General features: G+C 64.0%; 14 protein-coding genes. 4 read left to right on the top strand and 10 right to left on the bottom strand.

What is annotated here, in order from left to right:
* Positions 1 to 31: 31 nt before the first annotated feature.
* Complete coding sequence (locus LIY36_RS19075) at positions 32 to 874, bottom strand: sulfotransferase family protein (RefSeq protein ID WP_442962223.1); 843 nt, start codon at positions 872 to 874, stop codon at positions 32 to 34.
* Between the two features lie 108 nt (positions 875 to 982).
* Positions 983 to 2584: a glycosyltransferase family 39 protein gene (locus LIY36_RS19070; RefSeq protein WP_226456619.1), complete on the bottom strand. Its 1602-nt coding sequence runs from the start codon at positions 2582 to 2584 to the stop codon at positions 983 to 985.
* Between the two features lie 201 nt (positions 2585 to 2785).
* Here LIY36_RS19070 and LIY36_RS19065 point away from each other — a divergent pair, with 201 nt between their 5' ends.
* Entirely contained in the window at positions 2786 to 3373 is a 588-nt protein-coding gene (locus LIY36_RS19065; RefSeq protein WP_226456618.1) for a phage tail protein, read from the top strand.
* Positions 3374 to 3545: 172 nt separating this feature from the next.
* On the top strand, positions 3546 to 3854 hold the full coding sequence (locus LIY36_RS19060) for a hypothetical protein (RefSeq protein WP_226456617.1): 309 nt from the start codon (positions 3546 to 3548) through the stop codon (positions 3852 to 3854).
* On the opposite strand, the gene LIY36_RS19055 is transcribed toward LIY36_RS19060, so the two are convergent.
* Genes LIY36_RS19055 through LIY36_RS19040 form a run of 4 tightly spaced genes read right to left on the bottom strand, consistent with a single transcriptional unit; the run spans position 3830 to position 8484 of the window.
* Positions 3830 to 4345 carry a GNAT family N-acetyltransferase gene (locus LIY36_RS19055; RefSeq protein WP_192298562.1) on the bottom strand — a complete coding sequence of 172 codons (516 nt, stop codon included), beginning with the start codon at positions 4343 to 4345 and terminating at the stop codon, positions 3830 to 3832. The genes LIY36_RS19060 and LIY36_RS19055 overlap by 25 nt on opposite strands.
* Before the next feature lie 16 nt (positions 4346 to 4361).
* Complete coding sequence (locus LIY36_RS19050) at positions 4362 to 6458, bottom strand: biotin/lipoyl-binding protein (protein ID WP_226456616.1); 2097 nt, start codon at positions 6456 to 6458, stop codon at positions 4362 to 4364.
* Positions 6458 to 7777, bottom strand: coding sequence for an efflux RND transporter periplasmic adaptor subunit (locus LIY36_RS19045; RefSeq protein WP_226456615.1), 1320 nt, complete (start codon positions 7775 to 7777; stop codon positions 6458 to 6460). The genes LIY36_RS19050 and LIY36_RS19045 overlap by 1 nt, the downstream gene beginning before the upstream one ends.
* Positions 7774 to 8484 (bottom strand): efflux RND transporter periplasmic adaptor subunit, encoded by a 711-nt coding sequence (locus LIY36_RS19040; RefSeq protein WP_370694899.1) that lies wholly within the window; start codon positions 8482 to 8484, stop codon positions 7774 to 7776. Before LIY36_RS19040 ends, LIY36_RS19045 begins: the two co-directional genes overlap by 4 nt.
* Before the next feature lie 224 nt (positions 8485 to 8708).
* Here LIY36_RS19040 and LIY36_RS19035 point away from each other — a divergent pair, with 224 nt between their 5' ends.
* Both LIY36_RS19035 and LIY36_RS19030 read left to right on the top strand, forming a co-directional pair.
* Complete coding sequence (locus LIY36_RS19035) at positions 8709 to 10874, top strand: outer membrane assembly lipoprotein YfiO (RefSeq protein WP_226456614.1); 2166 nt, start codon at positions 8709 to 8711, stop codon at positions 10872 to 10874.
* Positions 10871 to 11575, top strand: coding sequence for a DUF3142 domain-containing protein (locus LIY36_RS19030; RefSeq protein ID WP_226456613.1), 705 nt, complete (start codon positions 10871 to 10873; stop codon positions 11573 to 11575). Before LIY36_RS19035 ends, LIY36_RS19030 begins: the two co-directional genes overlap by 4 nt.
* 72 nt (positions 11576 to 11647) lie before the next feature.
* Here the strand turns inward: LIY36_RS19030 and LIY36_RS19025 are convergent, their stop codons facing one another.
* The 4 genes from LIY36_RS19025 to LIY36_RS19010 form a co-directional block, all read right to left on the bottom strand.
* The gene (locus LIY36_RS19025) at positions 11648 to 12217 is read right to left on the bottom strand and encodes a hypothetical protein (RefSeq protein WP_192298570.1); all 570 of its coding nucleotides are present in this window, start codon (positions 12215 to 12217) and stop codon (positions 11648 to 11650) included.
* A gap of 149 nt (positions 12218 to 12366) precedes the next feature.
* Complete coding sequence (locus tag LIY36_RS19020; RefSeq protein ID WP_226456612.1) at positions 12367 to 14817, bottom strand: TonB-dependent siderophore receptor; 2451 nt, start codon at positions 14815 to 14817, stop codon at positions 12367 to 12369.
* Between the two features lie 92 nt (positions 14818 to 14909).
* Positions 14910 to 15860 carry a FecR domain-containing protein gene (locus LIY36_RS19015; RefSeq protein WP_226456611.1) on the bottom strand — a complete coding sequence of 317 codons (951 nt, stop codon included), beginning with the start codon at positions 15858 to 15860 and terminating at the stop codon, positions 14910 to 14912.
* Positions 15857 to 16366 (bottom strand): sigma-70 family RNA polymerase sigma factor, encoded by a 510-nt coding sequence (locus LIY36_RS19010; protein WP_226456610.1) that lies wholly within the window; start codon positions 16364 to 16366, stop codon positions 15857 to 15859. The genes LIY36_RS19015 and LIY36_RS19010 overlap by 4 nt, the downstream gene beginning before the upstream one ends.
* Between the last annotated feature and the right edge of the window lie 54 nt (positions 16367 to 16420).

Here is a 16420-nt window from a genome sequence, read left to right as displayed (position 1 = left end):
ATGCTGATACCCGCAAATAAAAAAGCCGTGATCAACTGATCGCGGCGTCGGCTTTGGTGCGAATCACATTGGCGGCGCTCAGGCTGCCGTCACGCCAGAAATCCATATGGGCGAACTGCTCGAACAGATCCGGCGGCAACAGGCTGCGGCGCGCTTGCAGCGCCACCCGTGGCTTGACCCGATGCAGGCCGGCCACGCCCAGGTCCTGGTCGAAATCCGGGGCGTCGTAGCTGAGGTTGTCGAAGTCATGCTCGAACCACGGCTCGCCGATAAATTCATAGACCAGCCGCATGACCCGCTCGGGGGCCTGGGCCAGCAGGTCGTAGTCGACGATCAGCATCGAGTCGGCGTGTTCGCCGTAGTACGCCTCTTTGAGCGCCGACCACGCATACCCGACCATGCGGTTGCGCTGGGCCAGGGTCTCGACGCGGCTGTACACGGTATTGCGCTCGACATCGTCGTTGAACAGCTTGGTGTTTTCGAAGGGATTGGCGCGGTACAGGCGCTCCAGGCTGTCCATGATCCACGCGACATTGCGCACGCAGGCGATGACTTTGGCTTGGGGAAACAGGTCATGCAGCGCCGGCATGCGCGCGCACCACTGGCGATTGGTGTCGAACACCACCGGCGTGGAGGTTTTGTCGGCGTAATAGGAATCAAACAGGCCGCGCAGCAGGCGGCGGCGGGTGTCGGCGTCGATCACCGAGCCAAACTCGCTGCCGGCGCTGCACTGCCCCAGCACACCATTGAACAGGGTGCCTACCGGGCTGCTCATGCCCGCATGAAAGCGCGGGTTCTGCAGCAGGATGGCAGAGAGTAGGGTCGAGCCGGAGCGCGGCAATCCGGAAATAAAGTGATACGGCAATCCATTCACCACTTTTTGTCAGACAATTCCTTTTGTCAGCGCAGCGTAGCTCAGGATTGATACAACCACTAGTGGGTAAATGCCACTATTTGCAGTCGATTTAATACCGATTCGAAATTAACGACATGCCTCAGGCTGCAAAGAAACAGGCCCCGTACACAGCACAAATAGCCGCGCCCTCGCCCCGCCGCCATCTTGCTGCAATACCTGGCGCCAACCGTCGGGGATCGGCGCGAAATCGTCGGGCATTTCATTGCTGCTGATCAGCCAGACGCGGCGGGTTTCGGCGGGTAAAGCCGACAGACGGTCGAGGTAAATGCGTCCGCCGTCCTGATCCACCAGCGTCCCGAAGCCATAGGCATTCGGCCTGGTCGGGGTGCCGTCGGGCTTGGGCGGGGTGTAGAGCTGCAACTGGGCGTCGGTCTGGTCGTAATACACGTAACTCAAGTACCACATCATGTCGCTGAGTACGATGCGGTCGTCGTCCTGGTAATTGCGATTAACAAACTCCACCGGCACGTTGAACTGGTCATGCACATCCACCGTGGCGTTGTTCTTCAACCCCAGCAGTTCAACGCCGACAAACACCACGAATAACGCCGCCCCCAGCCACGACAGACGGCTCGGCAGACGATCGATGGCCAAGGCCATGAGCAGCGGCAAGCCGATGGCATACACCGTCAGGTAACGTTCGATAAACACAGGCGATACAAACGACACGCCATACACCAACAGCACCGGCAGCAGCAGAAACAGCGCCAGCAGGCGCGCCGGCCGCAGGTTTTCGCGGTCTTTCCAGGCAGTCACCGCAACCACCGCCATCAGCGCTAGCGGGAACAGCCAGAACAGCGGCGCCCAGAAGCCGAGGCCTTCATCCTGCAGTACGAACTGCCAAATCATCGAGGGCACGGAGATCAGCGTAACCGGGTCTTCCCAGCCAATATCGCCGCCGACCTTGAGCTGCTCGACATGCTGGACCAGATCCAGCAGGTTCGGCAGCCAAGGCAGGTACAACACGACAATCGCCACATTGGCCCACCACCATGCCGGACGCGCGAGCAAGCGCTGGCCCGGCGCCTGGGAACGGTACAACAGGCCCAGCCAGGCCCAGTGCACCAGCACACACAACGCCGTGAAGTAATGGGTATAAAAAGCGGCCGCCATCAGCAGCACATAGGCCACCAGGCAACGCGTGCGCGCGGGCTGGCGCACCCAGTACACCAGCGCCAGCGTGGCCCCCAGCAGCCACACCGCCAACAGCGAATACATGCGCACTTCCTGGCTATAGCGCACGGCGCTGGGGAACAGCGCCAGCAGCACGCCCGCCAGCAAGGCAGCGCGACGCGTGGACAGCAGCCGCATCAGCCACATTCCCAGGCCTACGGCGAGTACGCCGGGGATCGCACTCATGCCGCGAATCGACCAGATGCCGTCGCCAAACACCTCGATCCAGCCGCGCAGCATGAAAAAGTACAGCGGCGGGTGCACATCATGGGCCGCGTGAAACCACAGGTCGTCAACGGCGTATTCGCTGAGCAGCAGGCTTGAGCCTTCGTCGCCCCAGATCGCCGCCGCCGTCAGGCCATAGAACCGCACGGCCATGGCCAGCGCCAGGATCGGCACCCACCATAGCCGGCTCAGCCAGCCGCTGCCTTCCCAGGCCTGCGCCACGGCAAATGTACCCACTTTTTCGTCTTGCTCGACCACAGACCGTCGCACCTCAAATCCCCTGACACTGCCGGTTTCCCCGGCAAAAATTGCGCATGCGCCAACAGGCGCAACTCTAGGGCATAAGCCTGGGTTTCGCTCGCGGTTTCGCATTGGCCAGGCGCTGCGCAAAAGTGCGTCTACGCTCTGCGATGACGCCGGATCGATTGGCGCCACTCCATACCTAAGAGCTCACACAAGGATTCGCGACTCATGGAAGTATTTATCGGCACCATCCAGTCTTTTGCCTTTAACTACGCCCCCAATGGCTGGGCGTTATGCAACGGCCAGGTCTTGGCTGTGCAACAGAACGCCGCACTGTTTGCGTTGATCGGCACCTTCTACGGCGGCAACGGCCAGTCCACCTTCCAACTGCCGAACCTGCAAAGCCGCTTGCCGATGGGCATGGGCCAAGGCACAGGCTTGTCGGCGCGGGTTATCGGCGATTTTGCGGGCACCGAGTCCGTCACGCTGCTGGCCGGCAACCTGCCCGCCCACACCCATGGCGCGGGCACGCTCGCCGGCAGCACCACGGTGCAACTGACCAGCGTCGTCAGCAACTCGGTGACGGTACCTACGCCGACCAATGCCTATATCGGTGCTTCCGGCCCAGGCCCCGGCAGCGCGACGATCTATTCCGATCAACAAGGCGCCAACCCGGTGCCGCTCAAGGGCGTCAGCACCACGGTGGTCGGCGACACGGCGGTTGCCGGCCAGAGCCAGGCCTTTGCCACCCTGAACCCTTACCTGGCGATCAACTTCAGCATTGCCCTGATCGGGCTCTACCCTTCACGCTCTTGACCCGCCCCCAATCAACCCCGCATTTTTTGTAGTGAGCGGGCTCGCCCCGCGCTGGGCGGCGAAGCCGCCCCAATCGGTCCGCCGCGGTGTTTCAGACAAACCGAGGAGCCTGGATTTGGGGCGGCTTCGCCGCCCAGCGCGGGCAAGCCCGCTCACTACGAGGAGCCAAAGCATGTTGAATTTTGTCACTCTGGAACATTTTCGTCCTCTGCTGGCTCAGCCCAGTGTGCTGTACCTGCCAGATGGCTCGGCGTTGCAGATCCAGGTCCAGGGGCTGCGCCCGGCGCCGGAGGCCAGCTTGCCGGGCAGTGCACGGGAGGGCTTCAGTGTGTCGCTCAATAGCCTCGGGCCGACGGATTTCGTCGACGGCTTGTGCCGCCTGCCCTTGCCGGATGTATGCCTGGAACACGTGTTCGTGTCCCGCGAGCCGGCCATGGGGCGCGACGGTGAGCGCGGTTACTTCTGCATCGTGTTCAACTGAGACGGGTACCACACCAGCCGTTGCGCGGCCGGTGTCTGTTCTTCCACACGAAACCCCAGCGCCAGGTAATGCTGGCGCGCATGGGGGTTGCTCGCCCACACCACCGTCGCCACCGGGCAACACACTTGGGTGGCGGCCTGCTGCACGCTGTGCAGCACCGCCCGGCCGAAACCCTGGCCACGTGCGGCAGGGATGAACGCCAGGTACAGCACGCGGATTTCATTGGCGCCGAAGTCGGCACTCAAGGCACCGATAGGCGTGCCGAGCTTTTCCACCACGTAATGCAGGGCGCCTGGAAACTGCTGATCCATGCCCCGCTCCTGCACCTGGAACTGCTGGGCGATGACCTCTTCAACGACCTCTTGCTCGCCGTCGATCCACTGCAAATCCGCGCGCGCCGAATGGTAGAGCTTGTGCAAAAACGGCCCATCGCTGGCCCGTGATGGGCGCATCGCCAAGCCCTGCGCCAATCCGCCATTGTTGTTCATCATCGCCTGCCACTCCTTGTCAGAACCCGCTTTCCCTAACCCCCAACGCCGCCGCCCGCCGCCAGGCCGTGCCCAGCACCGACTCACTGCGCCCTTGCAACAGCACCACGCCGCGCAACGGTTGCCGGGGTGTCTCGATCGCCTCCAGGCTTTTGAGGCGCGCACCATACTGCGCCTGCACCGGCGCCGGGCGCTGGTTTTCGTCGCGGCGCACGGCAATCGGCCCGTGATGGTCGGAGGTCAGCGCCTCCTGATCCAGATAAGCCACGCCGTTGGCGTCGATGTCGGTCAGTTGCACCGGGATCGCGGCGTGCATCGGGTCATCGGCGATAAACCGCCCGGTCGCCCCAGGCCCGACTCGCCACAGCTGCGCCTCGGCCAGGTAGCCGCGCAGGCGCGCGCCCTCTTCCACCACCCGCACCAGCGCATCCTTGGGCGACAGCCAGCGACCCACGCTCAATTGCGGCAGCACATCGCGTACCGTGCCCCCATGGGGCGCACGCAACAGCAGGCGTTCGCGCTGGGCAGCGAGGCCACGGTATTCGGCCAGGGCCTGGGACAGGCGCTGATCGTTGATCCCGGCGTCGGCCGCCGTTTCACTGCGCCCGGCCTGGCGGCGCATCTGCAACTGCAGGATCTCGACTTCGCGGCGCACGATGCTCTGGCGCGCATCGAGGTCCGGCGACTCCAGTTCGATCAGCACCTGGCCCTGGGTCACCGCCTGCCCGTCCACCACCCGCAGCGCCTTGACCCGCGCCGCTACCGGCGCATGAGATGCGCTGACGCGACCGGCCTCAAGCATGCTCGGCAGCTCCACCGCGCTGCGCCACGGCACCACCAGCGCCAGCACGATCAACCCCAATCCGAGACTGCTGAGCAACACCCGAGGTGTATGGGCCTGGCTGCGGCGGCTCCACCACTCACGCCACTCCTTGTAGATCGGCAGGCAGATAAACCATGCCAACTCCACCAGCATCAGGAAGATCCCGAGCAGCTTGAAAAACAGGTGATACACCGCCAACGCGATCCCAAGGAACAGCGCCGCGCGCCACAGCCACGCCAGGTAGCCCCACCACAACAGGCGGCGCCGCATCGTCGGCGACCACGGTTCCGGCGCCGGTTCGCCATAGCCAAACAGCAGCTCCCGCAGACGCCAGCGGCACAGTGCGAAAGCGCGGCCTTGCAGGTTGTCGACGCCCCATAAATCGCTGATCAAAAAGTAACCATCGAAGCGCATGAACGGGTTGAGGTTGATCGCCAGGGTGGTCAGCCAGGTGGCGCTGGCCAGCATGAACGCCGCCGTGCGCGCCGGTCCGTCCGGCAGCAGCGACCAGGCCAGCAAGGCGATGCACGCCAGCAGCAGCTCGGCCATCACCCCGCCGGCGCCGATCATCAGGCGCGCGCGGCGATCATTGACGCGCCAGGCGTCGCTGACATCGGTGTAGAACATCGGCAACAGCACCATGAAGGCCACACCCATGCTCTGCACCCGACAGCCGGCGCGCTTGGCCATGAACGCATGGCCGAATTCATGGCACAGCTTGGCGAAGAACAGCGCCACGCCAAACGCCAGGGCGCCGCCGAGGCTGAACAGGTGCGGGAAGGTCGCCAGGAAGCGCTGCCAATCGCGCGCCACCAAAAAGACCCCGAGGCCGAGGATCATCGGCAAACCGTAACGCAACAGGCCGGGGCCAAAGCGTGCCAGCCACGGCCAGGCGCGGTTGAGAAACGCGTCCGGGCGCCACAGCGGGATGCGGAAAAACAGGTATTGATGCAGCAGCACCTGCCACAGGCCCTGCTTTTGGGCGGCGGCTTTATACAGGTAGCTGGCGCGTTGCTCCGGGTCGAGGGCAGCGATCAGGTCATGGGCGCGCAGAAAGCTCAACAGCTCGCTGACCTCGCTGTCCCCCAAGGGCAAGCCCGGCTCGCGGTTGGCCGCTTGCAGGACTTTTTCCGCATCGCCCAGGGACCAATGCCGCAGCAGGCGGATAGCCGTGGCGCCCAACTTGAAATAGCGCCCACGCACCGGGTCGGCGAGGGTCCAGCGCGGCGAACCGTCCAATGCCGCGCCGGCGCTGGACAGTTGCAGGTCGTCACGCAGCTTGGGCAGGCTCATCACAGGCCCACGCTTTGACGCAGGCCCGCCAGCGGTCGACGCAGCAAGTACAGCGCCAGCGGCGCGCGGTCGCCATACAGCTTCGCGGTACCACGCAGACCGATGCGCGGCGGCGCGTCATCGAACTGCGCATCCAGGCGATAGGCCAATTGCCCGCCCGGCGTAGGCTGCGCCTCGTACGCGGCACGTTGCAGGGTGGCGAGGTGGCGTTGCAGCGGGTCACTGTCGAGGAACAGCGCGACCTGCGCGTTGGGCGCCAGGGCAATCGCATCGCCCACCGCCAGTTCGATGCGCAACTCGGCCTGGCCGGGGTCGGCGATCTGCAACAGGCGCTCGCCGGTTTGCACGGGTTTGCCGGTCCAGCGCTCGGCGTCGGCAAACACTGCAATGCCGTCGCGCTCGGCACGCACCTCGCTGCGCTTGAGCAGCTCGCGGGCGTAATCGCGTTCGGCGCGTTTTTGCTCGACGCGCGCGGCCAGCAGGTCGATGCGCGAGCTGGATTCGGCATCGGCAAACGCACGTTGGGAATTGGCCTTCAACTCCGCTTCCGCCACGCCCAGGGCCCGCGCCGCCACGTCCGCCTGGGCGGTCAGGGTGGTGCTTTCGAAGCGCAGCAGCAGGTCGCCGGTTTTCACGCTTTGGTTGGGTTTGACCAGGAACTCGGCAATCACCCCGTCCAAGGGCGCCGCGACGACTTGCCCGGCCAGTGGCACCACTTCGGCAGGCGCCAGCACCGATTGGCGCACCGGGATCAGCAGCATCAGCAACAACCCGAGCACCACCGCCACCTGACGTTTGCGGGTCAGGCGCAGGCGCCACGGCTGGCGCGGTTGCAACGCATGCCAGGCATGGCTGTAGGTGTCGCCCAACTGCGCCAGCAAGACTTGCTCGGCCGGGTTCCACGGCGTATCTCGCGCCAGCCACAGGCCACCAAACACCTGGCCTTGGGGGTTGATCAGCGGCAACCAGAACACATGTTCGGCCGACAGGCTCTGCCAGTCGGCGCGCACCGCGTCGCTCAATGGCTCGGCGGGCACCACGCGCGCGGTCTGGCCGAGATCCAGCTTGTGCAACTGCGCCACCGCCTGCTCGACAAACGCCACGAACGGCGCGTTCGGGTCGACGCTGCTCACCGCTGTGACCGCCTGCACCTTGCCCGCGATCAACAGCGCGGCGTGGCGATAGCCGAACAGCGCTTGCCCATCGTTGACCAGGCTGTAGGCCAACTGCTCAGTGGTGCGGGCGGCGCGGGTCTGGCGTTCGAGGTCGAGAAACTGCGCGAACACCCGCTCGGTGTTCCCCGCCATCGGTGCGTTCATTGCAGCTGCGCGAAGTGGGCGGTACCGCTCATACCCGCCATCAAACCGGCGGCATTGGGCAGGGTAGCGACCAGCAGCAGCGTCTGGCTGCCCTCATCGATGCGCGCGCCGAGGCGTTTGACCGTGGCACTGAACGCCTGGCCGGTTTCGTCGGGGGTGAAATTGAAGGTCTGCCCGGGCTTGAGTTTGCCCATCCAGCGCGACGGCACCAGCAGGTGGATTTCCAGGCTGCGGTTGTCGACGATTTCCAGCAGCGGCGCACCCGCCGACACGCTTTCATAACGCTGGACCTTGCGCTGCACCACCTGGCCGTCATACGGCGCCAGCACGCTGCAACGCTTGATCTGCACCTGATAGACCTGGGACTGGGCCTGGGTCTCGGTGAGCTTGGCCTCGGCCCGCGCCACTTCGAAACGCCCGACGGAATTGAGCGAGGCCAGTTGTTTGTTGTGCGCCAGTTCTTCACCGGCGCCACGGCTGGCGGCCTGGGCGGCGTTCAGTTGGGCCTGGTAGGCCGAACAATCGAAGCGCGCCAGGGTGTCACCCTTCTTGAACGACTCGCCTTCGCTGAACGGCAGTTCGACGATGCGCCCCGACAACTCACTGGCCAGCATCGCCTGGTCGCGAGCCCGCAGCACACCGCGCGCTTCGCTGGTGGCACTGGCGGCAGTCGCCGGCGGCTGATCCAGCAAGGGATCTTCAGCCATGGCCAACGGCGCCACGCCCAACAGGCAGGTAAAACCCAACATCAGTGCATTCAATTGCTTCATACGGTCAACTCCCTGACATACAGCGCAGTCTATGTCAGAGAAATTAAATTGCCACTACCCTCAATCGGACAAATCTACGATTTGTGTAGGGCTTCACCGAAGCGATTGTCGGATCAAGCTATGATTGCCGCCCTCCAAGGACTCAGGATCAAGGACACGTCATGCGCATCGGTTTTCTGTCACCCCTGGCACTGGCTCTGCTGGCCAGTGTTTCCCTGCCCGCAGTGGCCAGTTCCGACAACTTTTGCTTCCCTGACTGGCGCGTCGCCCGCAGCAGCCTCGACCGTTGCAACAACCTGCCGTTCCTGAGCCCGGGCAATGACAGCCGGGCCAACCTGCGCCTGATGCTTGCCGACAAAAAAGGCGCGCCGCTGACGCCGAATGCCTTGGACGAAGATGACCTGGCCCAAGGTTTCGGCGCGGTGCCGTTTCCACAGTACCGCCTGGCCCTGGCCTCCAACGGCGAGACCGAACCTGACTCCGACGATTCCCCTACCGCCGAACTCGATAGCCTGCTCGAGCCCCTGGGCATCAAGCGCGAAGACTACAAAACCGCCGGTGAAGGCTTCGTCAGTGGCGAAGGCAGCCGCTGCCGCAGCAACGACGACAGCAGTGCCACCGCGTTTATCCGCCAGGTCGCCAAGGCCGACATGCCCCAGGCCGAGCGCGAACTGCTGGCCAAGGCGCGCCTGCAACTGCTCACCACCTGCGACTGGGACGGCCCGGTGGTCGCGGACCCGCAGCAGATCCAGTCCACCGACGGCCAACTGTTTCGCACCTACCTGCAAGCCGCCGCCGACTTCTACAGCGGCCGCTTCGCCGAGGCCGAACGCGGCTTCAGCGCCGCCGGCAGCGCCACCTCGCCGTGGCTGAAAGAAACCGCGCGCTACATGGTTGCGCGCAACGCGCTCAACCAGGCCCAGGCCAACACCTATGACGAATACGGCGTGCCCGACCTCGAACGTGTGGATAAAACTGCGCTGGCCACTGCCGAGCAAGGCTTCGACGGCTACCTGAAGACTTATCCACAGGGCGAATACAGCGTTTCTGCACGCGGCCTGCTGCGTCGCGTGTACTGGCTGGGCTTTGACAGCGAGAAGCTGGCCGCCGCGTTTACCTGGGCGCTGACTGAAGCCAGCGACGCGCAGCGCAATGTATCGGTGGATGAACTGGTAGAAGAGGCCGACCTCAAGCTGCTGATGTCCAGCGGCGACACCGTCAACACGCCGATGATCCAACTGGTCAGCGACCTGATGGTGATGCGTGGCGGCGAGCAACCGGCGCTGACCCGCGCCGACCTGGAAAAACAAAAGTCGGCCTTTGCCAGCGACCCGGCGCTCTACGACTACTTGCTGGCCGTGTGCGCGCTGTTCGTCGAGCAGCAACCGGACGCCGCCTTGAAGCAATTGCCGCAAAGCGTGCCAGCGAGCCTCAACTACTTCGCCTTCAGCCAACAGACCCTGCGCGCCCTGGCCATGGAAGCCAAACAGGACTGGAAAGGCGCCGAGGCGCTGTGGCTGCAACTACTGCCGCTGGCGAAACTGCCACTGCAACGCGACCAGTTGGAATTGGCCCTGGCCATGAATTACGAGCGCAGCGGCCAGCTGGCCAAGGTGTTTGCCGCCGACTCGCCGATCAGCGCCAACCAGGTGCGCTACATCCTGCTGCGCAACGTCGCCGGGCCTGAACTGCTGCGCCAGCAGATCGCCCAGGCCCGCGACCCGCTGGAACGCGAAACCGCGCAATTCGTGCTGCTCTACAAAAACCTGCTGCGCGGCCAGTTCGAAAGCTTCGCCGACGACCTCAAGCAACTGCCTGTGCCTGCGTCCGAAGACAAACTCGGCACCAGCCTGGGTTATGTCTACGGCGGCAACCAGACCCTGCGGCTGTTCCAGTGGAACGGCGACAAGGCCGAATCCGGTTACGTCTGCCCGAGCATCGCGCAAACCGCCGAGACCTTGCAGGCCGACGCCAAGAACCCACAGGGCCTGAACTGCATCGGTGAATTCATCCTGCGCAACAGCCTCGACGGCATGCCGCTCGAACAAGCCCGCGCCGCCGGTAGCCTGGGCAGCACTGCATCGGACTTCAAGGGTGAAACCTTCTCGCGCCTCGACGGCTACCGGCAGGTGATCGGCGACGCCAAGGCGCCAAAGAATGACAAGGCCTACGCCTTGTTCCGCGCCATCAACTGCTACGCACCGGCCGGCTACAACAGCTGCGGCGGCAAGGACGTCGAGCCGGCGGTGCGCAAAGCCTGGTTCCGCCAGCTCAAAAGCGGCTTTGCCGACACCCAGTGGGGCAAATCGGCGCAGTACTACTGGTGAAGCCGCTGTGGCTCGCCTGGCTGCTGCTGGCCAGCCCGGCGTTCGGCGCCGTCGACGCCCGCGACTATGACGCCTTCTGGCTGTGGAGCGGCGTCGCACCGCAGCCGGTACTTAAACAGGCCAACACCCTGTACATCCTCCAGGGCCAGATCAACGCCAACCGCCGCGCCCCCGAACGCGGCGCGCAACTGATCGCCCAGGGCATCGGCGTGCCACGCCTGACCCGTGGCGACATCTGGGTGGTGTACCGCGCCCACACCCTGCGCTGGCCGGAGGCGGTCTACAGCCAACTGCTCGGCCAGGTGCAACGCTGGCGCGACGCGGGCAACCCGGTGGTCGGCATCCAGATCGACTTCGACGCCCGCACCCAATACCTGCACGAGTACGCCAGCTTCCTGCGCGACCTGCGCCAACGCCTGCCGGCCGAGCTGAAACTGAGCATCACCGGCCTGCTGGACTGGAGCAGCAACGCAGACCCGGCTGCCATCGCCCAGCTCAAGGGCGTGGTGGATGAGGTGGTGGTGCAGACATACCAGGGGCGACACAGCATCCCGGATTACGCGGCGTATCTGCCACGGATGAATCGCATGGGGCTGCCGTTCAAGGTCGGCTTGATTCAGGGTGGAGCGTGGGAGGAACCGGGGTATTTGAAGGGGAGCGAGTGGTTTCGGGGGTATGTGGTGTTTTTGCAGAATCGTTGAAGGCGTCTTGCCTGAAAAACCCCATGCAACAAACCGGCGTCCACGGTTCATTTGAACCGTGGACACTGGGTTCTACAGAAAAGGGAAATACAGCGCTTCGATTACTGCAAACGCCCAGAAAATCATGCCGATGAGAATCCAGATGCCATTGGCCCACGTCAAACGACTGTTGGCCTGGCCCTGGGGATCATTTTCCAGATGGTTCACCGCCTGCTGAATTTGCACGGACAATGCAGCCTGCACGATGAGCAGGCAGAGGCTGATCTTCAATCCGTTGAAGGGCGAAACATACCAGAGGAAGGTTAAAGGCAAGAACGTGCAGGTGATCCAACCTAAGGCAAAACACCGCGGCCACCATCGATAAGGTCGCTCTTTCAAATCAAGCACACGTTTGATGTTCATCGCCAACGCGTAAATGAAAAAAACCGAGAAAAAAGCCCGCACCAACGGCAGCACTCGAGCCCCCGTTGCGGCGCGATAAAGGCTCCAATGTTTGTAGGACCAGTAAAAGCTATAGAAACCCTGGGACAACAACACCATCAGTAATAGTTTGCGCGGCGCTACCACGAAAAACGTAGGTTGCAGCGCGGCAGGCGGGCTTAGATTGGCTTGCGGAGGGGCATAGGGGTTATCGAATGGCATGGACTCTTTTCCTTGATAAGTCGGCGCCAGAGGCTAATGCGTAACCCCGCCCAATCCGTCAGCGTGAGCAAAATCAAGAGTGCTCCTACACGCCACTTCCTGTGGCGCCAGACTCTTCCTACACACCAGCCTGCATCCGCAGAGTCTGCCTACCAGTCGTAGGTCACGCTCGACACCGCCGTCCGCCCTTCCCCGTAATAACAATCCAGGTCACTGGTGCACTGCGACAGGTAGGTCTTGTTGGTGAGGTTCTGCACGTTCAGCGCCAGTTTCACGCCCTTGAGTTTCAGCGGCGAGCGGCTCAGGTCGTAGCTCAGACTGGCGTCGTAGACGCTGTAGGACGGTACGCTGAAGGCACCTTCGTAGTAGTCGCCCAGGCTTTGGCGGGCGTAACGCACGCCCAGGCCTGCGCCGAGGCCGGCCAGTGGGGTGTCGCCGAGCACGTTGTAGTTGACCCACATCGACGCGGTAAGCGGTGAGATGCCGGCCGGGTGGCGGCCCTGGCGGCCTTCTTCGTCCTTGGTGTATTTGATGTCGTTGCGTGCAGCCGAGGCGATGATCTCCCAGGCATCGTTGAGCACGGCCTTGGCTTCCAGTTCCACACCGCGTGAGCGCATGGCGCCGCTCTGGGTGCTGAACGTGTCATTGGGGTTGGTGGTGATGACGTTTTCCTGGTCGAGTTGGTAGACCGAGGCCTGCACAAAACTCTTCTGGCCAGGTGGTTGGTATTTCACGCCGACTTCGTATTGCTTGCCGGTAGACGGATCGAACGGCTTGCGGTCGACGTTGGTGCCGGTCAGCGGCAGGAAGGATTCGGAGTAGCTGATAAACGGCGCCAGGCCGTTATCGAACAGGTACACCAGGCCCGCACGGCCGGTGAAGGCTTCGTCCTTGCTGGCGAAGCGTGTTTTTTGCATCGGCTCTTTGTTGACCACGCTGGCCCAGTCGTAACGGCCACCGAGCACCAGCGCCCATTTGTCCCATTTAATCTGGTCCTGCACGTACAGGCCGGTCTGGCTCAGGGTGCGGTCCCAGCGGTACGGCTGGCGGTAGTCGATGTGCTGGCCGTAGACCGGCTTGAACAGGTCGATCGCCGCGGCGGTACGGTCGTAGAGGCCGTGGAACAGCGAGCCGGAGTGGTAGTAATCGAGGCCAAAAATCATCGTATGGGACAGCGCGCCGGTGTCGAATTCGGCCTGGGCGATGCTGTCGACGCCAAACACTTTGTTGTTCTGCGCCCAGTCCACTGCGTAACGTTGCAGGTAGCGTTGGTCCTGCACCCCGGTGGCGGGGTTGGCGACGAAGGCGTAGCCGTGCAATGGCGCGGTGTAGCGGTCGTCGACCTCAGCGTAGCGGGCGTTTTGCTTGAGGGTCCAGGTGTCGTTGAGGCGATGGGCAATCTCGTAGCCCAGCACATACTGCTCGCGGTTGTACTGGTTGACGCCCGGCTCGCCGAGAAACAGGTCGCGCTTGATCTTGCCGTTGGGGTTGGCCCACAGGGTGCCGGACGCTGGCAGGCCTTGGGCTTCGGGCACGCCTTTGTCTTTTTGGTACTGGGCGAACAGGGTCACGCTGGTGTCGTCGTTGGGCCGCCAGGTGAGGCTGGGGGCGATGAACTGGCGTTTGTTTTCGACGTAGTTGATTTCGTCCTGACCATCGCTGAACAGGCCGGTCAGGCGATAGAGAAACTGCCCTTGTTCATCCAGCGGGCCGCCGAGGTCGATGGCCGCGCTTTTGTGCTCGTAGGTACCGGCCTCCAGCACCACTTGGTGCACCGGGGTTTCGCTGGGGCGCTTGCTGACCATGTTGACGATGCCGCCCGGTTGGTTCTGACCGTACAACACCGAGGCCGGGCCCTTGAGCACTTCGATGCGTTCCAGGGAGTACGGTTCGATCTGCAACGCGCCGCCGGTGCTGCCGCCGCCGTAGGGCAGGTGCAGGCCGTCGAGGTACAGCGGGGTCGGCGAGAAGCCGCGCGAGGTCGGCTCATCGAACAATTTGACCCGGTCCGCAAAGCCGCCCGCCGCCATGCCCGGCGTGTAGAGCAACGCCTGGGTCACGCTCTGGGCACCGCGCGCCTTGATCTCGGCGGCGCTGATCACGTTGATGGTCTGGGGGATTTCCACCAGCGCCGAGTCGGTCTTGCTGCCCGAGGCGCTGCGCGTAGCGACGATACCGTCCACCGGGCCCCAGGCGCTTTCCCGGGCTTGCTCGCCGCTGATCTGGGTGGCGCCCAGTTGCAACGGGCCGCCGCCGGAAATCGCCTGCAACGACCAACCGCCCTGGGACTGCATCGCCACCAAGCCGCTACCCGCCAGCAACTGCTCCAAACCGGCGCCCACCGCGTAACGCCCTTGCAGGCCTGCGCTGCGCTTGCCTTCGGTGAGTGAGGCGTCCACCGAGAGCAAAATCCCCGAGGCGCTGGCGAAGCGGTTCAATGCCTGGTCGAGGCTGCCCGCGGGAATGTTGTAGGCGCGCTGTGTTTCGGCGCTTTCAGCGGCTTGAACCAGGCTCGGCAGCAGGGGCACGGCGGCCAGCAGGCCGACAAACACGCCACGGCGCAGGGCGCGGGCCAGGGGTTGGATCTGGTGATGCGGCATTGCAGGACTCCCCGTGAGATCGCTTCTTGATTGGCTTTCAAGAGGTATCCCGAGCGGGATGCAAAAACCGACAAGTGCTTGGCAAACTTTTTTCAGACCCGTGCCTTGATCGTCACCCAGTAGCGCGTCACCGCCTGCACCTGTACCGGTAACGAGCGCTCCAGCGCGGCGAGGATCGCGTCGGTGTCGTCCAGCGGAAACACCCCGGTCAGCAACAGGCCGGACACCGCCTGATCACAGCGCAACAGCCCCGGACGATAGCGGCTCAACTGCGCGACAAACGCGCCCAGGGGCTGGCGTTCGGCGATCAGGCGGTGCTCGGTCCAACTGCTGGCATTGGCGTCCACCGCCGTCAACGCCGCGCTCTGCCGAGGGTTGAACCACAGGCTGTCGCCAGCCTTCATCTGCACCGCCGCGCCGTGCAGCGGGGTCACGCGCAGGCGGCCTTCGTAGAGGTCGACGCGGCTGCCACCGGACAGTTCGCGCACGCCAAAACGGGTACCCAGGGCCTGCACATCACCGGCCGGGGTTTCGACGATCAACGGGCGCACCGGGTCGTGGCCGCTGGTCAGTAGCACCTCGCCACGGATCAGGCGAATGCGGCGTTCGCTGGCGCTGAAACGCAGGTCCACCGCGCTGTCGCTGTTGAGGTCCAGGCGTGTGCCGTCGCTGAGGGTGACGTGGCGGATCTCGCCGGTGGCGGTGCGGTGTTCGGCGAACGCGGCCTGCCAGGGTTCGCTGCGCTGCACCAGGTAGCCGCTGCCGCCGGCCACCAGCAACAGGCCGAGCAGCTTGAGGGCGGCGCGGCGTTGGGTGTCCGGGGTGTCACGCAACACGGCGCGGGCGCTGTCGACGGGCACGCCACCGAGGGTTTGCTGCAAGTGCTGCAAACGTTGCCAGGCGCGGCGGTGTTCCGGGTCGGCGGCCTGCCACTGGGCGAAGGCCTGGCGTTGTTCACCGTGCAGGTCGCCACCCCAATGCAGCATCAGCCATTCGCTGGCTTGCTCGACAATGGCCGGGGCGATGGGTGCGTCGTGTCTCATTCGGCGTAGGCCACTTGGTAGCAGGCGACGATGGCGCGGGTCATGTACTTCTGCACCGAGCTGAGGCTGACGCCCAGGCGCTCGGCGATCTGTGCGTAGCTCAGGCCTTCGAACTGCGACAGCAGGAAGGCACGGCGCACGTTGTCGGGCATGCGGTCGAGCATCGCGTCGATCTGCATCAGGGTTTCGAGGATCAGCGCGCGGGTCTCCAGGCTCGGCGACTCGGGCTCCGGCAGGTGCGCGATGCTGTCCAGGTAAGCGCGCTCGATGCGCAGGCGCCGCCACTGGTCGATCACCAGGTTGCGGGCGATCTGTGCCAGGTAGCTGCGGCTTTCCTTGTCGCCGGGAAAGCGCCCGGACACCAGCAGGCGCAGGAAAGTGTCCTGGGCCACGTCGGCGGCATGCTCGCGGTCGCCCAGGCGTTTACGCAACCAGCCTTGCAACCAGCCGTGATGGTCGCGGTACAGGAGGTGAAGCTGTTGCTGGCCGTCAGTCGCGGTGTCCATGAAAAAGCTCAGATACACTATTGAGAGCAATTATCATTACAGTTTATTTCGCGA

It is taken from the genome of Pseudomonas sp. AF03-9 (genome assembly GCF_020515815.1).
Classification (GTDB): Bacteria; Pseudomonadota; Gammaproteobacteria; order Pseudomonadales; family Pseudomonadaceae; genus Aquipseudomonas.
The sequence above is the reverse complement of the archived record's forward strand: the minus strand, read 5'-3'. Positions and strand labels throughout refer to the sequence as shown.

Excerpts from the sequence above, each read along its gene's own strand:
- LIY36_RS19065 (WP_226456618.1), top strand. The coding sequence starts at position 2,786 with ATGGAAGTATTTATCGGCACCATCCAGTCTTTTGCCTTTAACTACGCC.
- LIY36_RS19060 (WP_226456617.1), top strand. The coding sequence starts at position 3,546 with ATGTTGAATTTTGTCACTCTGGAACATTTTCGTCCTCTGCTGGCTCAG.
- LIY36_RS19055 (WP_192298562.1), bottom strand. The coding sequence starts at position 4,345 with ATGATGAACAACAATGGCGGATTGGCGCAGGGCTTGGCGATGCGCCCA.
- LIY36_RS19050 (WP_226456616.1), bottom strand. The coding sequence starts at position 6,458 with ATGAGCCTGCCCAAGCTGCGTGACGACCTGCAACTGTCCAGCGCCGGC.
- LIY36_RS19045 (WP_226456615.1), bottom strand. The coding sequence starts at position 7,777 with ATGAACGCACCGATGGCGGGGAACACCGAGCGGGTGTTCGCGCAGTTT.
- LIY36_RS19040 (WP_370694899.1), bottom strand. The coding sequence starts at position 8,484 with ATGGCTGAAGATCCCTTGCTGGATCAGCCGCCGGCGACTGCCGCCAGT.
- LIY36_RS19035 (WP_226456614.1), top strand. The coding sequence starts at position 8,709 with ATGCGCATCGGTTTTCTGTCACCCCTGGCACTGGCTCTGCTGGCCAGT.
- LIY36_RS19025 (WP_192298570.1), bottom strand. The coding sequence starts at position 12,217 with ATGCCATTCGATAACCCCTATGCCCCTCCGCAAGCCAATCTAAGCCCG.
- LIY36_RS19020 (WP_226456612.1), bottom strand. The coding sequence starts at position 14,817 with ATGCCGCATCACCAGATCCAACCCCTGGCCCGCGCCCTGCGCCGTGGC.
- LIY36_RS19015 (WP_226456611.1), bottom strand. The coding sequence starts at position 15,860 with ATGAGACACGACGCACCCATCGCCCCGGCCATTGTCGAGCAAGCCAGC.
- LIY36_RS19010 (WP_226456610.1), bottom strand. The coding sequence starts at position 16,366 with ATGGACACCGCGACTGACGGCCAGCAACAGCTTCACCTCCTGTACCGC.